The sequence below is a fragment of the Pseudonocardia parietis genome, from assembly GCF_017876315.1.
Classification (GTDB): domain Bacteria; phylum Actinomycetota; class Actinomycetes; order Mycobacteriales; family Pseudonocardiaceae; genus Pseudonocardia; species Pseudonocardia parietis.
In genome coordinates, this window is the sequence record NZ_JAGINU010000002.1 from 179,875 (window position 1) to 204,592 (window position 24,718).

Consider the following 24,718-nt stretch of genomic DNA (forward strand, 5'->3'; position numbering starts at 1 on the left):
CAGCAGGAAGGCGTGCGCCAGCGGATGATCACGCTGGCCCGCGACAACGACCCCCGCGTTCGTCGAGCCACCGCACCACCACGACGAGCGCAACGACTGGACTCAGTCCTCGTGCGCTGCTCGAGGGTCGAGTATGTCGCGCAGGGCGGGAATGCCACGTAGCAGGACCGACTCGACGTGGTAGTGATCGAGGCCGCTGTCGCTGTCCTCTCCGACCAGGGCCTCAACCCAATCGGGCAGCTCGAATGACTCCAGCACGTGCCAGGGACTGCGGTGGCCGGCCCGTTCGGTGTGCTGGGTGAGCAGCGCGACGGTGTAGGCGACGACGGCGGGCCAGATCCGCTCGGTCACCTCCTGCGGTGTCGACTCCGGGTCGATGTCCTCGGCGTCGAGCAGATCCACATCGAGTTCGGCCTCGGCAGCGTGGATGACGGCCCGCAGGTCGGGGTGTGCCTGGTCGAGGGCGGCGATGATGTGGCTCAAGGCCGCTCCGCACTCCAGCCGGGTGAGCGCGGCCGGGCGGCGGGCTGGGGCAGGGAGCCAGACCCAGGTCCGTCCCGGATCACCCCATTCGGCGCCCGGCGGGCTGACGATCCCGGACGCCCGCCAGGCGTCGCAGAGCTGGTGGGGCAGCTCTGGGCCGGCCAGGCAGGACACCAGGGCCTGTGGACCAGCCCATCCCGCCGGCAGCGCGAGGCTGCGGTCGCCGGCGTGGGTGAGGCTGTAGGCCAGCTGGGCGGGGTGAGGATCGACGAGGTCACCGTCGAAAGCGCAGCACGGACAGACCGCGACCCTGCTCTCGGTCGGTTCGAACAGCCCAGCAGCGGGGTAGTGGTCCCCGCAGATCCCGCATGCGGTGTCGTTCGCGGTAGCGGCAAGGTCGCGCTGGCGGGCCGCGGCAACGACCTGGTCGATCTCGGCGACGAGCTCGGTCACCGACCGCCCGGTCGGGGCGATCTCGTGGGCATCGACGCCGACGACCCGCCCCAGGTCCTCGCAGTAGTCGACGACGAGCGGAGCCCACACCACGACCCGCAACGGTGCACGAAGGTCGAACACCGCGCCGTCGTCGGGATGTTCGTCTCCGGTCCACCCCGCAGCGCCCGTCCTGCCCACGTCGACCGTGGCCGGGCCGGCGTAGATCCGTAGTGCATTGCCCAGAGGGTGGTGTTCGAGCTCCACCGGCCAACCGGCCGTGTGCAGCCCGCGGGCCAGCTCGTCACGCAGCCGTCGGGCCGAGACCGCCCCGTCCCCGGGCTCTGTCCCGCGGGCGTAGGTCGTGGCGGCGTCGAGGAAGCTGCGCCCCGTCGCCGCCGCGTGCGCGCGGATGTCCTTCTTGCGTCGGTGATCACGGGTCATGCCGTCCTCCTCGTGCGACGCGCTCCACGCCGGGCCGCCGGGGTTCCGGGCATACCTCACCAAGTCGGTGCGATCAGCAGACCTTGACCGTGGATAACGATTCCGGCGACGGCGTGGACGTCGATCCCGGCACGGCACGGGCCGGCACCGCATGGCCCAGGGTGGACTGTAGCGCCCGGCCTGCGCGCCAGCGGGGTAGCGCCGCGCCCAGCGCTGACGTCGCTGACAACGCTGGTGCTCATCCTCTCCCGGAGCGCGACGACGTCGAGGGACGTGGGGCAGCTGTGACCGGTCAATGAGCACCAGCCCGCGCCACTGCACCGTGCCGCTGCCGCGGCGCGTTCACCACCGATGCCCACGCCGGCGGCTGGAGGCCACGCTGCGAGGTCAACGTCCGCACCGAGCCGGCCACCGAAGCACTCGCTCAACACAGGGCCGGGAGAAGCGCGGAGGAGAAGACCCGCGCGCAACGGCTCTATCCGCGGCTGCGCGCTGATCAGCTGCTCACCCCTGACCGGGGCTTCTGCTCCTGGCCTGCCCGGGGACACCGCCGCCGCGACCGGGGCGCCGGTGGTTGTGGCGGGCCCCAAGGCAGCTCACGCTTGGCGAGTACCCGTGGACAACCACGGCTCCGAACGCGACATCCGCATGATCACGCTGCGGCAGAAAGTATCCGGCTGCCTACGCATCCTCTCTTCGGGGCCGGCAGTTCTGCGCGATCCGCAGCTACCTGTCCACCACGGCTAAACACGCCGCAACGTCTTCGCCGTCGTCATCCTCGCCGATCCTCGCCGAGGGCCGGCCCTGGCTGCCTGCCGGCCAGTAAGCCAAGCCGCTACAGCCTGACCAGTTACCTGCCAGTATCGGTGTGCGGTCAGCCGCTGAACTGCACTGCTGCACCGGGCTGTGGCGGAGAAGAGTCGGTCGCGGACTGGTAGGCAGAGATGACCTCGGCGGGGATACGACCGCGCTCGGACACGGTGTAGCCGTTCTGCCGAGCCCACGCCCGCACGGTCTGATTGTGCTGCCGCGCTGCCGTGCCGCTCGGGCCGCTGTCAATGCTCCTGCGGGCGACGCGGCCCGTACGGGGGCCGGAGGCGGGCGAGACGCTCCGGGCGGCGGCGACGAAGGGCGCCAACGCTTTCCGCAGCGCGGTCGCGTTGCCGGTCGAGAGGTCGATCTCGAGCTGCTTCCCGTCGAACGTGAAGGGAATCGTCTCGTCGGCCTTGCCTCCAGTGAGGTCGTCGGTGAGGCGGACGGTCTGAATCTGCGCCACTGTGTCTCTTTCGCCGGGTGTGGGGGAGGGTACCGAGAGTACCGACTGCGCCCGGTCCGGACCGTCGCCGCGATCGGTCTCCCTGACTTCGGTGAAGGTGCGGGTGATAGCGCGAGCGACTGGACTTCCGGCGTGGTAGGCGAGAAAGACAGCGGCCGCTCGCAGCGCGTCCATAGCTTCATGTTCACGAGCTGCCCACTCGGTGGATTCGGCGGATTGCGCGGCGCGAACGGCGGCGCGGAAGCAACGGGACAGGGCGAATCCAGCGGTAATGACCGTATCGGACATTGGCGCTCCCTCACATATGGCGACGGACACCCACACTCTGCCCGCAGTACCCCGACAATTGTGGAGGAAACGACGGCGCAGATGCGGATTCGCGGGAAGCGCGACATCGAGCCGACCCCACCCACGTGCAGACAGGGCAGGGCCGGGTAGGTCGCGCTGACCAGCGGCGTGTCTGGTCGCTGGACGTGAGATCTGACCGCGTTGCCGGACACAGCGTTGACCGGGCCGCGAGCGCCACCTGATCCGGGCGCACCCCGGTCGCGGCGTGCAGGGTCCGGGAGAAGCGCGGAGGAGAAGACCCTCGCGCAACGGCTCTACCCGCGGCTGCGCTGATCAGCTGCTCACCACCTCTGACCGGGGGCTTCTGCTACTGGCCGGCCTGGGCCACCGCCGCCGCGCCCGGTGTGCCGGTGGCTGTGGCGGGCTCCAACTCAGCCGAGACTCTGCATCGGCCGATCCGGTGGCGCGACGCCGGCGAGCTGCTCAGCTCGCAGAAGCTCTCGGCGAACCGAGCACACCTGAGGTTCCCGCTCGTCCGGTCGCCAGTGCCGAAGCCCGAGCTGAGGCTCGCGCAGTGTTCGCCCGCCGTCGGAGCCGGGGAGCGTTCAGGTGAACACACGCCAGACGTGGGAGAGAGGTCGCGGTGTGCAGGCTCGGCGTGCCCGCTCTGGGAGAGTCGGTGCCGACCAGGAAGATGCTGCACCCTGATGAGCTGGTGCGCGTACCTCGACGAGTCGGAGCCTGACCGCAGGTACGGCCCTGGAACGTATGTGCTCGCGGCAGCGCTCATCGAACGTGAGGACGAAGAGGAAGCACGGGCGGCAGTCGCCGCGTTGCGGCTGAGAGGGCAGCGCAAGCTCCACTGGCACGACGAGGACCGCTCACGGCGCAAGCTGCTCACCGAGGCCATCGCCGCCGCGCGGCGGTCGGGGCGTCGTGGACGGTGATCGGTGCGGCGGCCGGGCTCGCCCGGCAGTCGGCGTATCAGCGGTGGAGCCCGAACAGTGACCGGGCTGCCAAGACCAGGAGTGTTCCGTGACCGAGCCGCTGCATCCCGAACTCGCCGCCGCCGAGCTCGCCCCGCGGGACGCGGTGACGATCAGTTACCGGGCTGCGGCGCAGGTCCTCAACGGCGCCACCCACGCCGCCCGCGACGGCTACCAGCCGCGTCCGGTCGATGAGGACCAGCTCGGCGACCGGGTAGCCGCGCCCTGTACGACACCAGCGACACCCCGCTCATCGCCACGGCCGTCCTCCGCGACGCCATCGCGGTCGAGGACCCGGTCGTGGCCGATCGCCTCCACAACGTGGTGACCGCGCTGAGCGGCGCCAGCACCGCCCCGCACGGGGTGCGTCAGCACCTGGACGGGCCCGGCGCTCCCGACCTGGGAGGCGACGAGTAGCGCAGTAGCGCGCGGGTTCACCGCCACACCAGCCGACTCCTTCACCGCGATCGGCCGGTCAGCGGCCGCGCTCGGGCACAGTCCACGCCCCGGTCGAGCAGGGTCAGAGCCAGGTCACAGCGCGGAGACCGCAAGTACTCCGGGGGCGAACCGATGACCACGACAGTCCAGATCGGGTGGGCGTGGGTGGTGATCTCGAGCCGCTCGGCGACCCGGCCGGCCAGCGGGATCAGCGCGAACCCGAGCCGGTAGGTGCCGCGGTCGCCGACCTGCTCGACCAGCCCGTGCTCGGCCAGCACACCGAGCAGCCGCAACGCGGTCGAGTGGTGCATCCGACCGCCGTGGCCAGCTCGCCACCCCCGGCCTCGCCGCGGTCGGCGATCAACTCCAGGATCGTGATCGCACGGTCCACCGACTGCACCCCGGGCACTGTCGGTACCGCCTTTCTGACGCGGACCCGCGCCCGAGGGTCCCGCCTATCGGTCCGGGTCGGGGTCGAAGTCGTCGGGGTCGACGGCGTCGAGGAAGTCACGGAACTTCTGGATCCGGGCGTGGGTATCGGGCTCGACCGGAGTCGAGTCCGCCACCGCGGCGGGTGCGGTGTCCGGGCCGCTGGGCTGGCCGAAGGTGATCGTCATGCCCGGTTTGGTCGCGGCGACGTCGAGGACTGTCTCGTGGGCCTGGATCGGGGCGTCGGTGAGCAGCGCGAGGGTCACGGCGTCGCTGGGGCGGGCCGAGATCCGCACGTCGTTGTCGAGGATGAGTTCAGCGAGGTAGGTGTGGTGATGCAGCGCGGTGATGGCCACGCGGGCCAGCCGCCGGCCGCTGCCGGCCAGCACGGCGAGGATCAGTTCATGGGTGCCCGGGCGTGACCGGGACACGTGCCGCTGGGCCGCGGTGAGTTCGAACGCTTCGGGCTCGGCGATCCAGATCTGCAGGAGCCGGCTGGGCTCTTGGGATTCGACCAGCATCAGCAGGGGCCTTTGCCGGTCGGCGTCGACCCCGATTCCGACTACTCGCATTTCGATCATCGCGTCTCCACCCCGCCGGTGTCATCGGATGCCGGCCCCTATCGGTCCGCCGTCCACCCTCTTGCCTGGGTCGTAGGGATGCTCCTCCTGATTTCACAGGGTTGCCACCCATCGCCGGGACACATGTCGAGCCGCCGGTTCCTCGTGGTGGCGTGCGCCGCGGAGGGGAGCACGGGGGTCGAGCTGCGGAATTCACCTCTGTTCCGTGGGGTGTGCGCGGGTCGACGATGCTGGTGAGGCGGACGGCGGTCTTCTCCTGGAGGTGAGCAGCATGTCCACTCCGCAGAACCCACCCATGGCCGAACACCCCCGATCTCGCCGAGGTGCAGCGGGGCCATGAGCTGCAAGAGGTTCGGATGCGCTATGAGCGCGCGGCCGAGACGGCTACCGGGCAGCTGCTCGAGGGGGGTGATCCTGCTCGCCGGGCTCTACCTCGCGTTGTCCGGGCCGATCGTCGGGTCACCGGGCCGCTGCAGACCCACAACCTGGTCGTCGACTCGGGCTGGCCCAAACGTCGGCCGGTCACCGGTCACCGGTCGAGTTCCCAGTAGCTGTCCGGGTTCGGGTCGCTGAGGACCCCGATGGCGTCGATTGTGTCGCGGACCGCGGCGTAGCGGGCCTCGGCGAGTTCGGCGGCCTGGGGCCCGCCGACGACCTCGGCGGTGTAGCCCTGTTCGGGCCAGGTCGCCACACGCGTCTGGCCGAGCAGCGCCGGCACCCGCACCGAGGCCGGCCGAGTCCACCGAAACGCCTCCGGGGCCAACGGATCGGCGCCCACGACGGCGTCCTGCTCGTCGATGGGGATCTCCAGGGCGAGGTCGGGGTGGTGGCGTGGTCGGTGGAATTCCCACTCGTTGGTGGTCGGGTGCTGCCCGGGCAGCACGTACCAGGTGACGCCGTCGGGCCCGACCTCAGTCACCGTCGGCGGCGTCTGGTTACGAGCACGGCGCGCGCGGCGTCGCTGGCGCCACTGCCACACGCGAGACCGCCGGAGCCGGGTGTCGAACCCTACCTCGCGGATGATCATGGGCGCCGCCGATCACTCAGCAGGCCACGGCGCCGGGTGCGGGAACAGCAGCGCCACCCGCATCAGTTCTCCGGCCGGGAAGAAGCGCGCTTGGGCTGTGGCGGCGGCCTGGGCGATGAAGTGGGCGATCGAGCGTCCGCGGTGGTCACCGAACTGGGCCAGCAACGCCACCGGCTCGGCTCCCGGCAGGGTCCCCGTCGTCCCCGTCGTCCCCGTCGTCGCCGTTGTCGGGGCTGTGTCGGCGGCCGGCTCGGGGGTGTAGATGCGGGCGTGCAGCACCGATTCCCGGCCGAGGCGCCCGTAACCGAGCACGGCCTAGTGCTGCAGCGTCCACGTGTACGGGCTTCGGGCCGGCCGACAGCTGCGCGGTCCCGCCCAGCCAGGCTCGTCCTGTTTCGGTGTCGGCACCGGAGCCGGGCCGGCCGGCGTCGTGTAATGCGTTGCGATGATCGGTGCTCGCACCGCGGCCCCCTCCTCGGGCTGCGCCCGTCCGCCAGCCCGCGGGGGCCGCTGCCCTCACAGTCCGTATCTCGCCCGGCCCGCACTCCGCCGACCGATTCGGGCCGTCCGTCATGGGTCGATCAATGAGTCCTACACCATCGCGAAGACCTGCGGCACATGCCGTTCGTTCGCGGTGCTTGGCCTCGACAGAGAGGCAGTCGAACTCTCCAGTCCCCGGCGGCGGCCGGGTGGCATCACACCCTCCCCCGGGTGACGCGCTGGCCCGCCAGATGCTGGCCGACGCCGGATTCACCGAGGTCTCCACCTGTCTGGCTCCCGGCGACGAGCCCCGTCGAATCTACTTGGCTCGCAAGGAACCGGGCCCATCGCACGACTCGTCCCCGGCATAGGACGAACTTGAGTTCGGGGCCTCCCGGCCACCGTCCTGGGGCGGGGCTGGCCGATAGCGGGGGCTCGGCGATCCCGGACGATCGCTTGCGCCGTGGGGCGTTCGATGCGACTCGCTGCATCCGTGCTGAGGTTCGCAGGTGAGTGTCCCGGTGGGGCCGTCCCGGGGGAAGGCCGGCCCCACCGGGTGGGCCGGGCGGCGCCTGTGGAGCGCCCGCTCGGCCCGGTCACTACTGCGGCGCGTGTTCGCCGCGGACCTGGACCTGGTCGCCGACCGCGAGTGTGTCGAAGAAGGCGATCGCGTCCGGGCGTTGCAGGTGCACGCAGCCGGCACCCTTCTACTAACGTCATAGTAGCGATCTACTATGACGGTAGTAGATGGGTGTGAAGGCCCGGTCAACGGGGGCGGCGCCCAAGTGCGGGATCGCTCAGGCCGACAGGCAGACCGCGAGCACCAGCACGGTCGCCCCGGCCGCGGGCAGCAGCGCGGGCACCAGTGCGATCCCAGCGGTCATGGCTCGGGCGAGCACGCCGTCGCCGCGTACCAGCGCCGGGCGCGGCGCGCTCAACCAGGACCGCCGGATGTCGGGAAACGCGTCGAATCCGACGGCGCCGCGCGGGGCGCCCTGCCCGGCCGCGATCTGCTGCAGGGCCCGGGTCAGCGCCTCCGGGCCGCACCGGCGCACCGCGGCCGCATCGGCGGCGAGCTCGCACAGCACCCCGACCGCACCCGGCGCCTGCCGACACAGCGGCACCCGCGGCAGCGCCGCCGCCGCGGCCCGGGCGAACGCGATGACCAGGTGATGGCGCCCGCGCACGTGCGCCCGCTCGTGGGCGAGCACCGCCTCGACCGCACGAGAGTCGAGCCCGAGCAGCCCGGTGGAGGCGACGACGATCCCGCGCCGGCCTCCGCCGATGGAGAACGCGACCGGGTCGGCGCACGGGATCCACCAGACCCCGTCACGGACCGCGGCGACCGCGCGCAGCGCCCCCACCCGCTCGAGCCGGTGCCGACGCTCGGCCCGCAGCGAACCAGTGAACAACACCGCCACCCGGGACAACAGCACCAGCAACGCGGTCCCCACGACCAGCCGGACCAGCAGCAACCACGGCAGGTCGGTGCCCTCAGACAGGGCACGCCAGCAGACCACCGCAATTCCGACCATGCCATCCGGCACAGAGGGGTCGGGCAGCACGAGCACCGCGGCAGCGGTGACCGCTGCTGCGGCGGCGGCGAGCAGCGTCACCACCCAGGCCGAGAGCGCGAGTGCCGGGTGCACCCCCGGCCGCCCGGCCGGGCGCAGATATGACGGTCCGGTCACCCCCGGGACGACGGCGGCGAACAACAGCGCGACCGCGACCGTCACTCGCTGTCCCCCGACAGCGCGCGGCGCAGGAACTCGCTCTCGCGCTCGTCCATCCCGCGGGCGAAGTGCACCAGCACACCCTCCGGGTCGCCGAGCGAATCGAGAACCTCGCGCAGCATCTCCGCGCCCGCCTCCTCCCGCTCCCGCGCCGGAATGTAGGCCCAGGCCCGACCGACCCGCTCGCGGTGCACCCACCCCTTGCCGTGCAGGCTGTCGAGCACGGTCATCACGGTGGTGTAGGCCAGCGACCGCTCCCCGGACAGCGCGCAGAGCACCTCCCGAACGGTCCGCGGACCGTCCGCATCCCACAGTGCGGCCATCACCCGGCTTTGCAGCTCACCCAGACCCGCCACCGGCACCTCCCCACTGCAAGGTCAGGGTACGCACGGTCAACCAGGCCACCGCCCGACCGCCACGGCGCGGCCCCGCCGCAGTGCCGATCGTGCGACGACATCTCGGCCACACACTGCCTGGGCTGTCGCCGACATCATGCTGCTTGAGCTTCCCGGTTTCCCGGAGTCTTTGAAGACTGGTTCGATCTTGAGGACCAGGAAGGAAGGCTCTGTTGCCAGCGAGATCGACGTGACGCCCCTTCAGACCGGCCGTGCCCGACGCCGTAGGTCGGCCCGTTATGCGCAAGCGGCCCTGCGTGCGCGGCCGTGGAGCGGGACGACGAGACCAGCCTCCGGGACGACGTGGTGGACCGGTAGCCGGGCGTCGAGACGCCCGGCTACGGAAACGGTGGTCGCGGGCCGGGTCAGGCCTTAGAGGCCGACGCGACGCGGCGGCGGCACCGTGCCCGCTCGCGATCTTGTCCAGCCCGGAGCCCTCGACACCGGTGTCGGCGTGCATCGGGACGAACCGCTCGGCCTCCTCGTCGAGCTACGACCCATGTCCAGGATCCCAAGGGGCCGCAGTGGCGCGAAGCGCGCCCTCGGCGCGCGCCCGGGCACCGGCGCCGCCGGGCTTTCCCACAGCTCTCCGCGCCCGGACGTTCGTGTGGTGGCGCAGCGTGCCCGCCCCGGCGACGCCGCCCGGATGACCTGTACCAGCGATGGCCTCGAACACGAGGTGCCCGGCGACGACCTGGTCGCCGGACAGGTCTCGGGCGCGTACCGCGCACTGTGCGGCGCGGTGCTCCTGCCGGTTGCACTCGCCGTGCGTCCAGGGCCTGCGTGCCGGCGCTGCGCAGTGGAGGCGGAGCCGTGCCCGGACCCGGGCGTGGGTGACGCGCAGCGATCGCGGCGGGCGACGGCCACCTGGCTGCGCGGCGTGTGCGCGCGAGCTGCCCGGCGGACCACCGTGCGGGCCGCTGCCTCGGGAGGCTTCGATGCAGCGGCATAGGTCGACTCAGGCGCTCCAGCAGCGGGCGGCAACGCTCTCGGCCGAGGCCGAGCACTCAGCGCAGGTGCGGGCGCTGTCGACGCACCCCGATGTGGTTGCGCTGCAGGTCGAGCGGGTCCGGAGCCAGGTCAACCGGTTGATGTGGACCGGGATTGTGCTCGGCATGGCGTTCTGCATGACCAACGTGCAGGAGTTCGGGGCGGAGGGGACGGAGAAGTGGTCCCCGAGCTGGTGGGCGGCCTGGCTGCTCGACCCGATGGCGTCGTTGGTGTTGATCGCGGTCGTGCTGGCTGAGCAGACCACGTCGCGCTGGCAGCTGACGACGCCGGTCTGGGCGCGCCGGGCGACCTTGGGCGCTACCTATGCGATGAACACCTGGAAGGCGTGGGTAGAGCTCGATCCGGCGAAGATCTTGCTGCACTCGGTGCCGCCGTTGATCGTATTCGTGGCCACCGAGGCCGCGCCGGAGATCCGCGACCGGCTCACTACTGCGGTGCAGACCGCCGCAGCGAACTCGGATGAGGGCCCCAAGTCGGTAGCGGAGGCTGCTGCGGCAGCCGGGATCGCACCGGCTGAACCGATCGTCGCGGACCCCGTCGAGCGCCCGGCTGGGTCGGCACCGACGGACGAGATCGCTGACGTATCCCGGCCGGCCATCCTGGCGGCCGGCGGGGACGGTCATGAGGCTCGCTGGGAGCGTGAAGATCTCCTCGGTGCTGGTCCGGCGGTGCGGGTCGAGCAGGTGATGGACCTGATCCGGGGTGGGCTGGTCCCGTCGGTCGAGCTGACGGGCGCCCAGGTCGGGGGGTCTTCGGGCAGTCGCCGCGCACGGGACGCCGCGATATCGAGGAGGCCGAGCGCCGGCTGGGCCTGGCACCGAACCAGAGCAGCAATCAGCGTGAACAGGCGACGGCGGCCTCTGGCCCAGACGCGATCGGCTCGGCCGACGGCACCGCTGCCCTCGTCCTTGTCGGCGCCGATCGCGGCGCGACGTCGTTGGGGGTGGGCGCATGAGCCCCGGCGAGTTGCACAGTGTGGTCGGCGACCACGAGGACGTGGTGGCCGTCGAGCACAGCGTCGGGCCCGTGACCTCTGGCGGGAGCGACCAGCCGACCCTTGGGTCGATCGACGCACCGGGCGATTCGGACCGGAGCGCCGACGTGACGGCCGTGGTGCGACGAGCTGTGGCGCGGGTGTGGTGGTGGGTTCTGCTGCCGTTGGGTCGGTCGGTGGTGTCGTCGTCGGTTTGGGCTGGTCTCAGCCAGCGGACAGCGCGGATGCTGTCCCGGGGGCTGGCGCAGCTGGTGGCGGCGCTGTGGCTGGTGTTGGGGCTGGTTGTGCTGTGCGGTCCGGCGGTCATGGTCACGGTGGTCGGCGGGATGGTCGCGGGCACCGCGGTGCTGCTGCTGTGGCGCCGCGCCGTCCCGGTGGGGCTGGCAGCGGTGGCCCTGGCGTTGGGGGCGGGCCTGCTGGCCCTGCCGGAGGTGATGGTCGCGGTCACCGGCGGTGTGCTGACGCTGGTCGGGGCGGTGGTGCTGGCGGTTCCGCCGGCCCGGGCGGTGTATGCCCACTCGGAGCGGGCCCGGGTGCGATCGGCGTACGGCGTCGACGGCTGGGCCGGCTGGTGGGATCTGCACCGGCAGCTGTCCCCGCACGCGGTGCGCCTCGCCGCGGCGGCGACCCGGCCGAGCGTGACGGCCGAGGCGAGCCAGCTCCGTGCTGGGGGAGCGTTGGCGCCCGGACTGGTGGAGCGGCTCGCGGTGCGGCGCTGCGAGACCTGGCTCGGTCGTTCGGTGGTCGGGCCGGTGATCGGCACCGAGTGCTACGCCGCGCACCGCGACGTGGTGGGCCTGGTGGCCCCGCCCCAGACGGGAAGACGGCGCTGATGGGCCATCACATCCTCGATCACGACGGTCCGCTGCTGGCGACCTCGACCAAACCCGATCTCTACAACTACTGCGCCGGGGCGCGAGCTGAGAAGGGCCCGGTGTGGCTGTTCAACCCGGAGCAACTCGGTGATCTGGGGTCGTCGGTGTGGTGGTCCCCGGTGGCCGGCTGCGCGGACGCGCAGGTGGCCGCGATCCGGGCCGGGCTGATGGTGGGCGGAGTGTCGGCGGGCGAGGACGGCGGCGACCGCTGGGACAAGTGGTCGGTCAGCGTGCTGAGCGCTCTGCTGATGGCCGCCGATCTGTCCGGGCGCGACATGACCACCGTCGCGCGGTGGGTGTTCTCCCCGACCAGCGATCCGCGCCGCGGTGGAGCTGGTGAGGCGGTGGAGGTGCTGGGCCGGGCTCCGGGCGTTCCGGCGGGGACGCTGGATGCGCTGCGCCAGGTGCTGGCGACCGATGCACGTAAGACTCGGGACTCGATCTTCATGACCTTGTCGGAGGCGGTGAAGTTCATGACCGATCCGCAGGTGGCCGCGTTGGTGACCGGCAGCGGCGGTGGTCAGGAGCGGTCCACGACGCGGTGCGAAGCGATCTCGAGCTGCTCTACCTCACACTCGACCAGAATCCCCCGCCCCGTGCCTCACCCCAGAGCGACGACGCAGGCAACGGCGCTGACGCTGGCGGGGCCCGGGTATTGCGCTTCGTTAGCTCGACGAAGGCCGGGCGAGGAACCAACCGGCGCGGCCGGTAGCGGCCCCACCCGTATGCCCCGGTCGACCCGCGGCCCGGCCACGCGCGGGGCAGCGGGTGGTGCTGCCGTACAGGCCGAGGCATGGCCGTCTATAGCGAGATCTTGGCCCCTCTCTCGATGTCCATGGCCGCGAGCCCGCTGCTCGCTGCTCGCCCCAGGCTCGGTCCACTCCTGCTGGTCGGTTCTCGGTGCTCAGTCGGCACGCGCCGACCGCGCCGAGCACGAGCCCGAGATCCCGACGTCGAGGACGCCACGAGCCCGGCTCCGAGGTGGGCCCGCCGACGAGGAAGACCCGGCCACCGCCACGATGTAGTGAGTGCGCGGCGGCCAGGCCGTCGTCACGATCCCCGAACCCTGCAACGAGCGGGGTCGTGAAGGTGGTGGAAATCCGCCGGGCTGGTGCTGCGTCTCAAGGGCGGTGGGTGAGGAGACCGAGCAGGCGCGTGTCGTCGTCCATCGCCCACGCACGCAGGCGAGGATCGATCGCGTCGAGCACGAAGCGCAGATCGTCAACGCGGTCGTGCAGGGGGATGGACAGCAACGGTTCGTGGTGGGCGATGCGGTTGCGGAGCGTGTGCAGCCGGATAACCGGCTCCTCGATGACCTGCGGGTTCCGGCGTCCGCGGGGCAGGCGTGGAAAGGCGTGCCGGATGGCCGGCCACAGTGTCGAGGTGTAGCGCCGGGCGAGCAGGAACCGCCAGAACCCGAAGTTCAGCTCGGCTACGACCTTCCCAGCAGGAGCACTCGTTCCGGCCCGGCGCCGAGCCTCGTCGATGTCAGCGCGTGCGCGGGCGGTCAGCACGCCCCGGGGGTCGTCGAACCAGTCACCCGCGGCCGCGTGCCGATGGTGAGCGGTGACCAGGGCGTTGTTAATGGCGTTACGCAGGAACACCTCGCCATGGCCGAGCACCTCCCAGAACGACGCCGAGACCGTCGCGTTCCACCGGTAGAGCTGCACTGCACGCTGCAGATCCCCGCCAACGGCTGCGCGGTAGGGCCCGAGCCGTGGGGGAGAGATGGCCTGCTCGACCAGTGCGGCCGTCGCCACTGATGAATTCGACAACGTTGCAAGGCTCCCGTACATTCAGAGGCGAAGACCCCGGAGCGATCCCTGGCCGTCCTGTGGACGAGCTACATCACCGGGGTTTCTGCTTTCGGGGGTGCAGCGTGGGCCCGAGCGAGCTGGCCGCGCGGACGGACTGCCTGTTGCTGACCAGGCTAGATTGCTGGCTGCGGGCAGAACGCGATCGGGCCGCGACTCATTGTGATCGGTATGTGCGTCGGGGTGCTCGACCGCGTGCGCGATGCCGGTAGGCGATCAGGTGGCTCCGCGGCGACTCCTTCAGGATCGCGTCGTCGAAGGCGAGGATGCTGTCCAGGGCCGCGCCACCTGTGGGGGACTCGCGGTATCGCTTCCGGTACTCGCACTGCTCGGCAATCCAGTTCAGCCGCTGCTACGCGGTGAGCTGCAACGGGGACGGCATGTCCGACATGCCGGAGACGCTAGCGGCGTGCCCCGACAGGGCCGGATCGCTCGGTGACCAGCCCGCCTACACCGCTGCTCCGTGGACCTTCAGGGAGCCGCCAGCGGCGTCACACCCGCTCGGAGTACGGGTGGGTGAGCTGGCTGATTCGATGTGGGTCGAAGTTCACAAGTCCCGTTGGCTTGCGCCCTGATTCGATGGTGATGAAGATAGACGAGCGTCGAATCTGTCGCCGGTGTTGGTCTCGTCCGCGGCCACCCGCGCTGCGCTTAGCCCGGCCGAGGCCGCCGAGCTCGCCCCCGCGTTCAAGGCCCTCGGTGACCCCGTGCGGCTGCGGCTGCTGTCGCCGATCGCCGCCCACGAGGGCGGGGAGGCGTGTGTCTGCGACATCTCCGGCGCGTTCGAACTGACCGGACCGACGATCTCGCACCACCTCAAGGTCCTGCGCGAGGCCGGCCTGGTCACCAGCGAGCGCCGCGCCACCTGGATCTACTACCGGGTGCACCCGCAGACCGTCGCGATGCTCGCCGGCGTCCTGGTCCCCGCCGGTTCCCCCTGCACAGCACCTGCACCCCCGACGGAAGTGAACTGCCCGCATGAGCGCCACCCCCGACACCACCGCCGGCCAGCCCGGGCCCTCCGGCGACCCGGTCGTCACGAAGCTGTCCACTCTCGACCGGTTCCTGGCGGTGTGGATCATCGCGGCCATGGCCGTCGGCCTCGGCGCCGGACGACTGATCCCCGGGCTGGGCGAGGCCCTCGACGCCATCGCGATCGACGGGATCTCGCTGCCGATCGCGCTCGGCCTGCTGATCATGATGTACCCGGTGCTGGCGAAGGTCCGCTACGACCGCCTCGACACCGTCACCGGCGACCGCAGGCTGATCCTTGGTCCTTGGGGCGTCGGCCGCCTTCTGATGGTGCCTCGATGATCTGGCAGACAACGGCGTTCTGGCCGTGCCGGCGCGCGCTGGTGGCAGTGGCGCGGGCACGGGACAGTGACTGACGCAAGCGATTGAGATCGCGGAGCCGTTGATCGATGTCGGCGAGGTGCGCATCGAGCAACGCCAGAACGCGGCCGCAGGGTTGCTCGCCGCCGCGCTGGAGGTCAAGAATTTCCTTGATCTCATCGAGGTGCAGGCCGAGGGTCTTCGCTTGGCGGACGAAGCGCAGCACGTCGAGATCATTCTCGGTGAAGACCCGGTATCCGGCCTGGGTCCGCTCGGCAGCAGGCAACAGCCCCTTGGCTTCCCACAGGCGGACCGCCTTGGCGCTCACACCGGCGGCTTCAGCTGCGGCGCCGACCGTCATTCGCACGACAGACCTCCTCGCATGATCACCCTTGACCTTACCCCTGGGGGAAGGTTCTAGCGTCCGGTCGGCCGTCGAACCGTCCGACCCGACCGAAAGCGACAGTGCAGTGTTCGTTCAGCCAGAGGCCACGAGTAGTCCGCCCAGGGCCGTGCTCGCGCTGCTCACCGCAGCCGCGTTCCTAATCTTCGCGCAGGCCTTCATGATCGCGCCGATCCTGCCGCGGCTGGCAGAGGTGTTCGGCACCGCACCGGGCACGGTGGGGCTGGCGGTGCCCGCCTACCTGATCCCGTACGGGGTGATGACGCTGGTGTGGGGGCCACTCTCGGACCGGTTCGGGCGGCGCCCGGTGATCCTCGGATCGTTGGTGGCGTTCACCGTGCTGACCGCGGCGACCACGCTGGCCGACAGCGCGGGAGCGTTCATCAGCGTCCGGCTGGCCACGGCGGTCGGGGCCAGCGGCGTGGTACCGATCGCGCTGGCGTTGATCGGTGACCTGTTCCCGTATCAGCGACGGGGGCAGGCTTTGGGCTGGGTGTTCGGTGGGATGGCCGGGGGGATCGCCGTGGGCGCGGCCGGCGGAGCGCTGGGCGAACCGAGCATCGGCTGGCCGGGCCTGTTCCTGGTCGTCGCCGCCGCCGGTCTGGTTTTGCTGATCAGTGCGCTGGTCATGCTGCCGGCCGCACCGCGCCCGCAGGCGCCTCCTGCGCTGCGGGCGGTGGTGAGCGGCTACCAAAGCCTGCTGCGTAGCTCCCGCGGCCGCCGCACCTACGGGTACGTGCTGGTCAACGCGGTACTGCACTCCGGGGTCTACACCTGGCTCGGGGTATATCTGCACCAGCGGTTCGGTCTGGACGAGTTCACCATCGGGCTGACACTGCTCGGCTACGGCATCCCTGGGTTCCTCCTCGGCGCAGTCATCGGCCGCATCGCCGACCGATTCGGCCGGGCCCGGCTCATCCCGGCCGGTGTCGGGCTCGGCGCGGTGTGCGCGCTGCTGCTGGCCGCCCCGATGCCGCTGATCGCGGTCCAAGCCGCAATCATCACGTTGTCGCTGGCCTACGACATGACCCAACCGCCCCTGGGCGGGATCGTCACCACGCTGTCGAACAACCGCGGCCAGGCCATGGGCGTGAACGTGTGCACCCTGTTCACCGGGTTCGGGCTCGGAAGTCTAATCTTCCAGGCACTGCTGCCGGCCGGGTTCGCCGTCGCGTTCGGCGTCTTCGGGGCGACGGCACTGATCGCCACGGTGCTCGCCATTCCTCTATTCCGCGACGAGCGCCCCAGCACCGTGGTGCAGGCACCCGCATGAGGGCTCCTGCGCGCCCCGTGCTCGACCATGGCGGGCCCAGGAGCCTCGATAGCCTCGACTGCCGGGGAGGCGCCGCATGAGCGCTGCCCCACGCCGGGTCGGGCTGCGCACGGTGTTCGCCCACCCCGGCTATCGGCGCTTGTGGTCGGCGCGCACGGCCTCGCAGTGCGGAGACATCTTCGCGACGGTGGCCTTGGCCCTGTTGGTGTTCGACCTGACCGGCTCCGCGCTGGGCGTGAGCGCGGTGGTGTTCGCCGAGATCCTGCCGGTCCTGTTGCTCGCGCCCCTGGCGGGAACCCTGGTCGACCGGCTTCCCCCGATCCGGATCATGATCGCCGCGGACGTGTGGCGTGCCCTGCTCGCCGGCTCGCTGATCGTGCTCGGCGACCACGTCGTCGCGGTGTATGTGATCGCGTTCGGGCTTTCCGTCGGGGCGGTCCTGTTCAACCCCGCAGCCAACAGCGCCCTGCCCGCGCTGGTCGACGACAGCGAGCTCGTCGCGGCCAACAGCGGCATCTGGACAGCCGCAGTGCTGAGCCAGATCGCGCTGGCCCCGCTCGCCGGGCTGCTCTACACCGCACTCGGCCCCGCCCCGGCGTTCGGGATCAACGCGGCCAGCTTCGTGGCCAGCGCCGTCCTGCTCACCGGGCTGAAGTTACCGGCCACGCCGCGCTCGACCGCACGGCACGGGTTCTTTGCCGATGCCGTGGCCGGGGTGCGGGTACTGGCCTCGGACCGGTTGCTGCGGGCACTCGGGGCAGGTCAGCTCCTCGCGGCCCTGTCGGCCGGTGCGACGAGTGCCTTGCTGGTGGTGTTGGCGCGCGAGCACCTGGCCCTGCCGCCGTCGGGCTACGGGCTGCTGCTGGGCGCGATCGGCGTCGGCGCGGTCCTGGGCCCGTTGGTGGTGAGCCGGCTGCTCAGCGATCCGCGCCGCCCGGCGTTCGTGTTCGGCCCCTACGTGCTCCGCGGCCTGGTCGACCTCGCGCTCGCGACCTTCACCGCATTTCCGGTCGCCCTGGTCGCCCTCGCGGTCTATGGACTGGGGACCTCCACCGGCGCAGTCACCTTCAACTCCCTGCTGCAAGCCCACACCCCCGCGCACCTGCGCGGACGGATCTTCGCCGGCTTCGACGTGTTCTGGCAGCTGGGCCGGCTCGCGTCGCTGCTCCTCGGCGGGTTGCTCGCCGCCGCGCTCGGCATCCAGGCCGTCTACCTCCTCGGCGGCCTCCTGCTCCTGGCGGCCGCGGCGATCGGCTGGGCCGGGGTCCGAGACCCGAGCTCGCCGACCGGGTAGCTGGGTCCGGCCCGAGCGGCGGTGACGCTCGTGCACGGGGCATGAGGCCCGTCCCAGCACGGCCAAGAACGGGGTGCAAGGCCTTACGACTGGGCTGGCGGTGCCGCGATGGTGAGCTGGCGCCGATGGTGGTCGAAGTGCTGGGTGCCGAATTGTCCCCACGAGAACGTTGCCTCGGAGCGTCTTGTTCCGACCAGACCGCTACGACGTCAGACGTCACCGGCGCCCTGGTCTGCCTCGTCGGCGTCGCCGTGATCATGTACACGCCACGAACCGGCACGGTCTGAGGCTGAGCAGCCCGTCGACCGCATCAGGTGGAGCGCAGCCTCAGGCAGTAACCGGCCCCCACCAGTGCCACCAGCGTTCGGGCGCGATCCGGCGACAGCCACCCTCGTTCGTGCGGCACAGCTAGCGCGCCGACAACGTGAGCAGACGCTTTCGGATCATTCGGTTGGGTTTCGCGGGGGCGGTTCCCAAGGGTGAAGGCGGGGTATCCAGCGTGGAACGTTGTCCCGATAACGCGCGTGGTCGTCGCCGAACCGGCGGGCTAGCCGCGGTTCCTCAACGCGAGTGACCATGATGGTGACGAAGAGCGCGAACACGACAAGCCAGGCCAGGAGGCTCAGGGACCGCGTTGCGATCGTCTCGCCGACGAGGATGGCCAGAACTGCACTGAACATCGGGTGGCGCACATGTCGATAGGGCCCGTGCACTACCAGGGTGCGCGGTGGGTCCTGTGGCGACAATGTTCCCTCGCCCTGCTGGGCGAAGAGGCTGATCGTCCAGGCGAGCATCGCGACGCCGCCCGCGATCAGCAGGGCGCCGACCGTCAGGGCCAGGTAGCCGAGTAGTGGACCAAGATCGACCGGAGCGGGCCCCGTGATCGTTACGATCAACGCTGGGATGATGATCGTGACGGTTACCGGACCGAGCAGTATCGCCCGCAGGTGCTGTACCAGCATGATGTTGACCTCCTGGCCGCATGTGCGGAGCCCAAGGGCGGGGCGCGAGGCCCCCGCCCGCTATGACCGAACGCCGATCCAACGCGGAACTCGGCCGTACAGGCGCCCGTAGGCCGTTCCGAACTGTCGCTGCAGGTGCCGTTCCTCGACCGCTACCCAGGCGCGCACGACTACGGCCAGTTCGATGGCCAGCAGCGCGGCCCGCGGTGAGTCTCGGGCGGCGGCGAGCCCGGCGGTGGCGGCGACGAAGCCCGTGTACTGGGGGTTGCGGCTGTAGTTGTAGATCCCGCCGGTGATCAGCTCACCGGTCTCGCCGCCGTTGAGCTGCTGCGGGCTGGCGAACGGCGTCATGCCGGCTCCTGCGAGAGTCGTCCCGGCTGCGGCGACGGCGTAGCCGGCGACGCGCTGGCCGGTCGGCACGTCGCGGTGGCGGGCGAGGGACTCGGTGAGCAGGACTCCGAACGTCGCGTAGGCAGCCCACATCATCATCTGGGTTCCCCGTCGCAGGGTTCCGTTGCGGTCCAGCTCGTTCCGCATCCGGTGAAGGAGCGGGATAGTGGCGACCGTGAGGACGGTGTTGGCCAGGCGTGCCGCCCGATCGGCCGTGGTCATGGGTGAGACCTCTGGTGTGCCTGTGTCTCTCGTGCGGCAGCGGGCGGTTCGGGGCTGCAGCATGCGCATCCATTCGCGCAACCACTGTGGTGCGGCGGTTGTGCCGGGGCGGATCCCGGATCGGTGTCGAGCGGCGACGGTCCGGTGGCCACGCTGTGGGGTGTGGCCGGTCGGGGTGTCGGCGCGCAGCAGGGGTCGTCCGGTTCCGGCGCGGGCTCGATCGTGATGTGGTGTCGCCCCGAGGTGGCCGGGGCGGCAGTGAGGCCGGGCATTGTCCGTGTCCGCGCGGCGCGGACGGCGTTGAGGATGACCAGCACTTCGGCGGCCTCGTGGATCACCACGACGGCGGCCAGGCCCAGGACACCGAACGCGGCGAGCGGGATCAGCGCGCCGATGATCAGCAGCGAGAAGCCGACGTTCTGCAGCATGATCGTGCGGGCGTGGCGGGCGTGGGCGAGGTTCTGTGGGAGGTGGCGCAGGTCCTCGCCCAGCAGCGCGACGTCGGCGGTTTCGATGGCGACGTCGGTGCCCATGGCGCCCATCGCGATGCCGACATCGGCGGTGGCCAGCGCCGGGGCGTCGTTGACGCCGTCACCGACCATGGCGATCCGGCGGCCCCGGGCGATTTCGGGCAGCAGGCGGGCCTTGTCCTCGGGGCGCAGTTCGGCGTGCACGACGTCGATCCCGGCCTGCTCGCCGAGCGTCGCCGCGGTGCGGTGGTTGTCGCCGGTGAGCATGGCGACCTCGATCCCGAGCGCGCGCATGCGGCGAACGGCTTCGGCTGCTTCGGGGCGCAGCTCGTCCCGGACGGCAACGGCGCCGAGCAGCGTGCCGCCGCGCTCGAGGAGTACGACCGTTGCCCCCTGGTCCTGCAGCCGCGCGACGTCGTCGGCCAACGGGCCGGCGTCGACCCAGCCGGGCTTACCCAGCCGCAGCTCGACCCCGTCGCGGAGGCCGGTCAGGCCGTGCCCGGGCACGGCGGTGACATCGTCGGCGGGCTCTACCGCGACCGACCACGGTGCCGCCTCGGCGGCGGTGAGGACTGCCCGGGCCAGTGGGTGCTCGCTCCGGGATTCCAGCGCGGCGGCGGTGGCCAGCACGTCGGCGTGGTCCTCGCCGGGTGCAGCGAGAACCTCGACCACCTCGGGCTCGTTGCGGGTCAGGGTGCCGGTCTTGTCCAGCGCGACAGCTCTGATCCGGCCGAGCTCCTCCAGCGCCGCACCACCCTTGACCAGCGCGCCGTGCCGGCTGGACGCGCCGATCGCGGCGACCACGGTGAGCGGTACCGAGATCGCCAGCGCGCACGGTGACGCGGCCACGAGCACGACGAGGGCTCGTTCGAGCCAGAGCATCGGGTCGCCGAACAGCGCGCCCAGCCCGGCGATCAGCACGGCCAGGACCATGATCGCAGGAACCAGCGGGCGGGCGATCCGGTCGGCGAGGCGCTGACCGGAGCCCTTGCGCTCCTGGGCCTGCTCGACGATGTGCACGATCCGCGCCAGCGAGCTGTCCGAGGCCGGGGCGCTGACCACGACCTCGATCGCGCCACCGCCGTTGATCGTCCCGGCGTAGAGGTCGTCGCCCGGTTCCGCCTCGACCGGGACCGACTCACCGGTGATCGCGGAGGTGTCCAGGCTGGTCCGCCCGGTGCGGATGGTGCCGTCGGTCGCGGCTCGCTCACCGGGGCGCAGGATCAGGACGTCGCCGACGACCAGGTCGTCAGGGGAGACGGTGAGCTCGTCGCCGTCGCGCAGCACCGAGGCGGTCGGTGGGACCAGTCCGAGCAGGGCGCGTAGGCCGCGGCGGGTCCGGGTCACGGCATGGTGTTCGAGCCCTTCGGCGATGGAGAACAGGATCCCGAGCAGGGCGGCCTCGGGGATCTGTCCGAGTGCGACGGCGCCGATCACGGCGATCGTCATCAGGGTGCCGACACCGATCCGGCCGTGGCGCAGGTTGCGCAGCGCGTCGGGCACGAACGTCGACGCCGCGACCACGGCCGCGACCAGCTCGACCCCGCCGATCAGCAGCGCCGGACCACCGGCGACGAGAGCGAGCACCCAGGCGGCGGCGAGCAGCACCGCAGCGACCGCGGCGAGCTGTAGCTCCCGGACCTGCCAGATACGGCCGGGCCCCTCATCGCCTCCCGCAGTGCTGTCGGGTGCGGGTGCGGATGCAGTGCCGGACTCAGACACGATCCGCTCCTTCCAACACCGCGTCGCCGTCGCCATCGGCGTCGACGGCTGTGCCGTTGTCGACCTCGACCAGCACCGACAGGACGGAGCGTCCCCGGTCGGAGAGCTGGTACATCACCATCCGGCCGTCCCGGCGCGAGGTCACGACCCCAGCCGTGCGCAGCTGGCGCAGGTGGTGTGACACCAGTGCCTGCGACGCTCCGACGATCCAGGCGGTGTCGCACACGCACAGTTCGTCCCCCTCGAGGAGGGCGGCCGCGATCCGCAGCCGGGTGGGGTCCCCGAGTCCGCGGGCCACACCGGCCGCCGGTTCGATCCGAGTGGTGTCCGGCAGTGCGGCACGGATCCGTTCGGCGTGCGGAAGATCGAGACAGAGCAGGTCACACACGTCATCCATGGCCATACAAACATTCTAATGACCATCGATGTATTTGGGTAGTGCTGCCCGGAGGCCAGAGCACCGGAGGGCGGACGTACTCTACGAGCCGTCGAAGATGCAGGCCGGTGGCATGACGTCGGGTCCGTCACGACGGATGAGCAGGCCCGTTACCTTCTGAGAAGGGGTGGGTGATTGTGCGTACTGCGATACGCCGTCCCGCAACCCCGTTCGTCGTCCTGCTGCTGGCCGTGCTCGTGCACACCGCGTTCGGCCCCCTCCTGGCCTGCCACGACATGGCTCAGGAACGGTCGGTGGCGACGGTCGCCTCCGTCACGGTGTCTCCGGACCACGAGCCCGCAGAATGTCCCGGCTGCGGGCCCGATGAGTCTCCCGACGCGGAAAGCCCCGCCAGGAGTCCCGCAGCCGAGGATCTGCTCTCACCGAACGAGACAGATCCGTGTACCCCGGACCGGCCCTGTCACGGCCCGAGCGGATCGCACGCCGCCGAGGACGCCGCGCTACGCGGACTCGACAACCCGCGTGACCCGGGCCCCGCGCTCGTCCCCGCGTGCCTGGGGCCCGCCCGGGCGGAGCTGCCCGTCGTGTCCGCGCCGACGTCGAGCCCGGTTCCTCCGGCGGCGGTTCGCGCGCCCGTCGCCGTGCTCTGCGTCGATCGGAACTGATCCGCCCGGCGCCGGGGTCGACTTCCCGTCTGTGACCGGCCGCTGAGGCCGTCTTGCGGGATGTCGCGTCCGGAGTCACCGCAGCGGAAACCGATTCGCGACGCCAGGTCGCCTGGTCTGCCCGAAGGGCCCCTTCCATGTCACGCGCTACGCGCAACCGCACATCGTCGTCCGACACGCCTCGTCGTCTGTCCAACACGACGCTGTCGTTGATCATCGCCGGCTTGTTCGTCCTCGTCGTGGCCGTGTTGTTCGGCCTCACACGCCTCGGCAGCGATACCCCGGACAACAGCTCCGAAGCCGCAGCGGTCGCGGTCCGGGACAACAGCCACCGGCTGTCGACCGCGCCCGGCGCCACCGTGAACTTCGTGGAGTTCCTCGACTTCGAATGCGAGGCCTGCGGCGCGGTGTATCCGGCGATCGAACAGCTCCGCCAGCAGTACGGCGACCGCGTCAACTTCGTCATCCGCTACTTCCCCGGGACCGGCCACTTCAACGCCGAGCGTGCCGCCCGCGCGGTGGAGGCGGCCGCCCAGCAGGGCCGGCTCGAGGAGATGTACCGGCTGATGTTCGAGACCCAGGAGGAGTGGGGCGAACAGCAGGTTCCGATGGACGATCGCTTCCGCGGATACGCCGAGCAGCTCGGCCTCGACCTGGCCCGCTACGACGCAACCTACAACGACCCCGCGACCCGCGAACGCGTCCTCGCCGACCGCGAGGATGGCCTGGCCCTCGGTGTGCGGGGCACCCCGACGTTCTTGGTCAACGGCGAGCAGCTCAACCCGAAGTCCTACGACGACCTGACCCGCGCACTCGACGACGCACTGGCGAAGAGCTGATCAACGATGACCGACATTCTCGACAGGAACCGGTCCTCCCGCGCCGCTCGGGCCGGTCTGGGCATCGCACGCGGCCGTGGGGGTCGCAGTGGGGATTCTGAGGAGGCCGGCACCGGCGAGTGGGTTGTCCGCCACCGTGTGATGAGCGCTGCCGGTGCGGCCGGCTCCGGCCTCGCGTTCATCCTCGCCTGGCACCTCAGCCGCCAACAGACGATCAGGCGGCACCGGGCGCAAGCCTCCCGGATCCGCCTCCGAGCCTCGCCGACAGACCCGGGCCGAGGGCAGCTGCAGGTCACGAACGCCAGTGACCAGCCAGTGCACGCGGCGCTGGTCCGGCCGGTCCGCATCCGGACAGAACGCTCGCGCCGCACCGCCTGGCTCTCCCGGACGACGCTCACCGTCGAGCACCCGATCACCGTCGACAGGACGCTGTGGCCCGGCTCGTCCATCTCCATTGCCGCAACGGCATTCGACGAGATGCCGGTCCTGTACTTCAGCAGTACCCAGGGACACAGCTGGGTACGCGACGTGCACGGGCACCTGCGCGCGATCGCTCGCGTGCAAGATCAGGTCTCTGGACGCTGGTCGTGATTGCTTCCATGCTGACACGGTCTCAGCGCTCCTCCCGGGCAGCAGGCGCCGCCAAGGGGTCCGTCCCCGACCTGCTCGGCGAGCAGGGCACGGAACCGCGGGCCGTCGGCCGGATCGCGATGCCGGCCGGCCAAAACCTGAGCATGCATATCCCAGGCCGCCTGTTGCTCGACGATCCAGCGGGCGAGCACATCGCGGTGATGAAGCAGGCGTGCCTGCCGACCGTCGGTGTCGCCGTCAAGAAGGGCCCGGACACCGTCGAACGATGGCGCCGCCCGCTCGGCAGTCACCATCTCCGCCGCCCGGAAGAGATCGGTTCGCGAGGAGAGCCGGTGCCCACTGCGTGTCCGCGACGGGGAGAGGAGCCCTTCGGCTTCCCAGTGACGGAGGACGCGCGAAGCGAGTCCGGATCCGCTCCCCGCACCCACTGTCTCCTGTCTGGCAATGAAAATATTGGGGTGGAAGTTTGGAT

Annotated in this window: 21 protein-coding genes and 2 pseudogenes; 8 read left to right on the top strand and 15 right to left on the bottom strand. The window is 71.0% G+C overall.

Going from position 1 to position 24,718, the window contains the following annotated elements:
• Positions 1 to 102: 102 nt before the first annotated feature.
• From JOF36_RS35180 to JOF36_RS35215, 8 genes are all read right to left on the bottom strand, one after another.
• Positions 103 to 1,359 carry a hypothetical protein gene (locus tag JOF36_RS35180; RefSeq protein WP_210036588.1) on the bottom strand — a complete coding sequence of 419 codons (1,257 nt, stop codon included), beginning with the start codon at positions 1,357 to 1,359 and terminating at the stop codon, positions 103 to 105.
• A gap of 874 nt (positions 1,360 to 2,233) precedes the next feature.
• Positions 2,234 to 2,923, bottom strand: a complete 690-nt coding sequence (locus JOF36_RS41510) for a histone-like nucleoid-structuring protein Lsr2 (RefSeq protein ID WP_372447474.1) — start codon at positions 2,921 to 2,923, stop codon at positions 2,234 to 2,236.
• 1,444 nt (positions 2,924 to 4,367) lie between these two features.
• Positions 4,368 to 4,658: an IclR family transcriptional regulator gene (locus JOF36_RS35190; RefSeq protein ID WP_174824348.1), complete on the bottom strand. Its 291-nt coding sequence runs from the start codon at positions 4,656 to 4,658 to the stop codon at positions 4,368 to 4,370.
• Between the two features lie 144 nt (positions 4,659 to 4,802).
• Positions 4,803 to 5,357 (bottom strand): bifunctional nuclease family protein, encoded by a 555-nt coding sequence (locus tag JOF36_RS35195; RefSeq protein WP_210036589.1) that lies wholly within the window; start codon positions 5,355 to 5,357, stop codon positions 4,803 to 4,805.
• A 529-nt stretch (positions 5,358 to 5,886) separates the two neighbouring features.
• A complete protein-coding gene (locus tag JOF36_RS35200; RefSeq protein WP_210036590.1) occupies positions 5,887 to 6,276 on the bottom strand; it encodes a hypothetical protein in 390 nt (129 codons plus the stop codon).
• Between the two features lie 120 nt (positions 6,277 to 6,396).
• Positions 6,397 to 6,696, bottom strand: coding sequence for a hypothetical protein (locus JOF36_RS35205; protein ID WP_210036591.1), 300 nt, complete (start codon positions 6,694 to 6,696; stop codon positions 6,397 to 6,399).
• Positions 6,697 to 7,661: 965 nt separating this feature from the next.
• Complete coding sequence (locus JOF36_RS35210; protein WP_210036592.1) at positions 7,662 to 8,600, bottom strand: M56 family metallopeptidase; 939 nt, start codon at positions 8,598 to 8,600, stop codon at positions 7,662 to 7,664.
• Positions 8,597 to 8,953 (bottom strand): BlaI/MecI/CopY family transcriptional regulator, encoded by a 357-nt coding sequence (locus tag JOF36_RS35215; RefSeq protein ID WP_210036593.1) that lies wholly within the window; start codon positions 8,951 to 8,953, stop codon positions 8,597 to 8,599. Before JOF36_RS35215 ends, JOF36_RS35210 begins: the two co-directional genes overlap by 4 nt.
• A gap of 2,268 nt (positions 8,954 to 11,221) precedes the next feature.
• On the opposite strand from JOF36_RS35215, the gene JOF36_RS35220 reads away from it, so the two are divergent.
• Together JOF36_RS35220 and JOF36_RS35225 are read left to right on the top strand one after the other, a co-directional pair.
• Positions 11,222 to 11,830 (top strand): hypothetical protein, encoded by a 609-nt coding sequence (locus JOF36_RS35220; RefSeq protein ID WP_210036594.1) that lies wholly within the window; start codon positions 11,222 to 11,224, stop codon positions 11,828 to 11,830.
• Complete coding sequence (locus JOF36_RS35225) at positions 11,830 to 12,897, top strand: type IV secretory system conjugative DNA transfer family protein (RefSeq protein ID WP_210036595.1); 1,068 nt, start codon at positions 11,830 to 11,832, stop codon at positions 12,895 to 12,897. Before JOF36_RS35220 ends, JOF36_RS35225 begins: the two co-directional genes overlap by 1 nt.
• Positions 12,898 to 12,993: 96 nt before the next feature.
• Here the strand turns inward: JOF36_RS35225 and JOF36_RS35230 are convergent, their stop codons facing one another.
• Positions 12,994 to 13,647 carry a hypothetical protein gene (locus JOF36_RS35230; RefSeq protein WP_210036596.1) on the bottom strand — a complete coding sequence of 218 codons (654 nt, stop codon included), beginning with the start codon at positions 13,645 to 13,647 and terminating at the stop codon, positions 12,994 to 12,996.
• 647 nt (positions 13,648 to 14,294) lie between these two features.
• Here JOF36_RS35230 and JOF36_RS35235 point away from each other — a divergent pair.
• A pseudogene (locus JOF36_RS35235) lies at positions 14,295 to 14,621 on the top strand (ArsR/SmtB family transcription factor); the annotation flags it as partial.
• Between the two features lie 43 nt (positions 14,622 to 14,664).
• A pseudogene (locus tag JOF36_RS35240) lies at positions 14,665 to 14,988 on the top strand (arsenic resistance protein); the annotation flags it as partial.
• On the opposite strand, the gene JOF36_RS40495 reads toward JOF36_RS35240, so the two are convergent.
• Positions 14,933 to 15,379: a MerR family DNA-binding protein gene (locus JOF36_RS40495; protein WP_281072837.1), complete on the bottom strand. Its 447-nt coding sequence runs from the start codon at positions 15,377 to 15,379 to the stop codon at positions 14,933 to 14,935. The pseudogene JOF36_RS35240 and the gene JOF36_RS40495 overlap by 56 nt on opposite strands.
• A 151-nt stretch (positions 15,380 to 15,530) precedes the next feature.
• On the opposite strand from JOF36_RS40495, the gene JOF36_RS35250 reads away from it, so the two are divergent.
• Positions 15,531 to 16,694, top strand: a complete 1,164-nt coding sequence (locus JOF36_RS35250) for an MFS transporter (protein WP_210036598.1) — start codon at positions 15,531 to 15,533, stop codon at positions 16,692 to 16,694.
• A 76-nt stretch (positions 16,695 to 16,770) separates the two neighbouring features.
• A complete protein-coding gene (locus tag JOF36_RS35255; protein ID WP_210036599.1) occupies positions 16,771 to 17,988 on the top strand; it encodes an MFS transporter in 1,218 nt (405 codons plus the stop codon).
• Positions 17,989 to 18,431: 443 nt separating this feature from the next.
• Here the strand turns inward: JOF36_RS35255 and JOF36_RS35260 are convergent, their stop codons facing one another.
• From JOF36_RS35260 to JOF36_RS35275, 4 genes are read right to left on the bottom strand one after another with little or no spacing between them, the layout of a single operon-like run.
• The gene (locus tag JOF36_RS35260) at positions 18,432 to 18,950 is read right to left on the bottom strand and encodes a methyltransferase family protein (RefSeq protein WP_210036600.1); all 519 of its coding nucleotides are present in this window, start codon (positions 18,948 to 18,950) and stop codon (positions 18,432 to 18,434) included.
• Between the two features lie 60 nt (positions 18,951 to 19,010).
• Entirely contained in the window at positions 19,011 to 19,562 is a 552-nt protein-coding gene (locus tag JOF36_RS35265; protein ID WP_210036601.1) for a methyltransferase family protein, read from the bottom strand.
• Positions 19,559 to 21,754, bottom strand: a complete 2,196-nt coding sequence (locus JOF36_RS35270) for a heavy metal translocating P-type ATPase (protein ID WP_307862785.1) — start codon at positions 21,752 to 21,754, stop codon at positions 19,559 to 19,561. Before JOF36_RS35270 ends, JOF36_RS35265 begins: the two co-directional genes overlap by 4 nt.
• Positions 21,747 to 22,157, bottom strand: a complete 411-nt coding sequence (locus JOF36_RS35275; RefSeq protein ID WP_210036603.1) for an ArsR/SmtB family transcription factor — start codon at positions 22,155 to 22,157, stop codon at positions 21,747 to 21,749. Before JOF36_RS35275 ends, JOF36_RS35270 begins: the two co-directional genes overlap by 8 nt.
• Positions 22,158 to 22,953: 796 nt before the next feature.
• Between JOF36_RS35275 and JOF36_RS35280 the strand changes: the two genes are divergently transcribed.
• Both JOF36_RS35280 and JOF36_RS35285 read left to right on the top strand, forming a co-directional pair.
• Entirely contained in the window at positions 22,954 to 23,655 is a 702-nt protein-coding gene (locus JOF36_RS35280; protein ID WP_210036604.1) for a DsbA family protein, read from the top strand.
• A 6-nt stretch (positions 23,656 to 23,661) separates the two neighbouring features.
• Positions 23,662 to 24,246 (top strand): hypothetical protein, encoded by a 585-nt coding sequence (locus tag JOF36_RS35285; RefSeq protein WP_210036605.1) that lies wholly within the window; start codon positions 23,662 to 23,664, stop codon positions 24,244 to 24,246.
• On the opposite strand, the gene JOF36_RS41515 is transcribed toward JOF36_RS35285, so the two are convergent.
• On the bottom strand, positions 24,222 to 24,674 hold the full coding sequence (locus tag JOF36_RS41515; RefSeq protein ID WP_210036606.1) for a helix-turn-helix domain-containing protein: 453 nt from the start codon (positions 24,672 to 24,674) through the stop codon (positions 24,222 to 24,224). The two genes, JOF36_RS35285 and JOF36_RS41515, sit on opposite strands and share 25 nt — an antisense overlap.
• Positions 24,675 to 24,718: the final 44 nt, after the last annotated feature.

Excerpts from the sequence above, each read along its gene's own strand:
- JOF36_RS35180 (WP_210036588.1), bottom strand. The coding sequence starts at position 1,359 with ATGACCCGTGATCACCGACGCAAGAAGGACATCCGCGCGCACGCGGCG.
- JOF36_RS41510 (WP_372447474.1), bottom strand. The coding sequence starts at position 2,923 with ATGTCCGATACGGTCATTACCGCTGGATTCGCCCTGTCCCGTTGCTTC.
- JOF36_RS35190 (WP_174824348.1), bottom strand. The coding sequence starts at position 4,658 with ATGCACCACTCGACCGCGTTGCGGCTGCTCGGTGTGCTGGCCGAGCAC.
- JOF36_RS35195 (WP_210036589.1), bottom strand. The coding sequence starts at position 5,357 with ATGATCGAAATGCGAGTAGTCGGAATCGGGGTCGACGCCGACCGGCAA.
- JOF36_RS35220 (WP_210036594.1), top strand. The coding sequence starts at position 11,222 with ATGCTGTCCCGGGGGCTGGCGCAGCTGGTGGCGGCGCTGTGGCTGGTG.
- JOF36_RS35225 (WP_210036595.1), top strand. The coding sequence starts at position 11,830 with ATGGGCCATCACATCCTCGATCACGACGGTCCGCTGCTGGCGACCTCG.
- JOF36_RS40495 (WP_281072837.1), bottom strand. The coding sequence starts at position 15,379 with ATGACGGTCGGCGCCGCAGCTGAAGCCGCCGGTGTGAGCGCCAAGGCG.
- JOF36_RS35255 (WP_210036599.1), top strand. The coding sequence starts at position 16,771 with ATGAGCGCTGCCCCACGCCGGGTCGGGCTGCGCACGGTGTTCGCCCAC.
- JOF36_RS35260 (WP_210036600.1), bottom strand. The coding sequence starts at position 18,950 with ATGCTGGTACAGCACCTGCGGGCGATACTGCTCGGTCCGGTAACCGTC.
- JOF36_RS35265 (WP_210036601.1), bottom strand. The coding sequence starts at position 19,562 with ATGACCACGGCCGATCGGGCGGCACGCCTGGCCAACACCGTCCTCACG.
- JOF36_RS35275 (WP_210036603.1), bottom strand. The coding sequence starts at position 22,157 with ATGGCCATGGATGACGTGTGTGACCTGCTCTGTCTCGATCTTCCGCAC.
- JOF36_RS35280 (WP_210036604.1), top strand. The coding sequence starts at position 22,954 with ATGTCACGCGCTACGCGCAACCGCACATCGTCGTCCGACACGCCTCGT.
- JOF36_RS35285 (WP_210036605.1), top strand. The coding sequence starts at position 23,662 with ATGACCGACATTCTCGACAGGAACCGGTCCTCCCGCGCCGCTCGGGCC.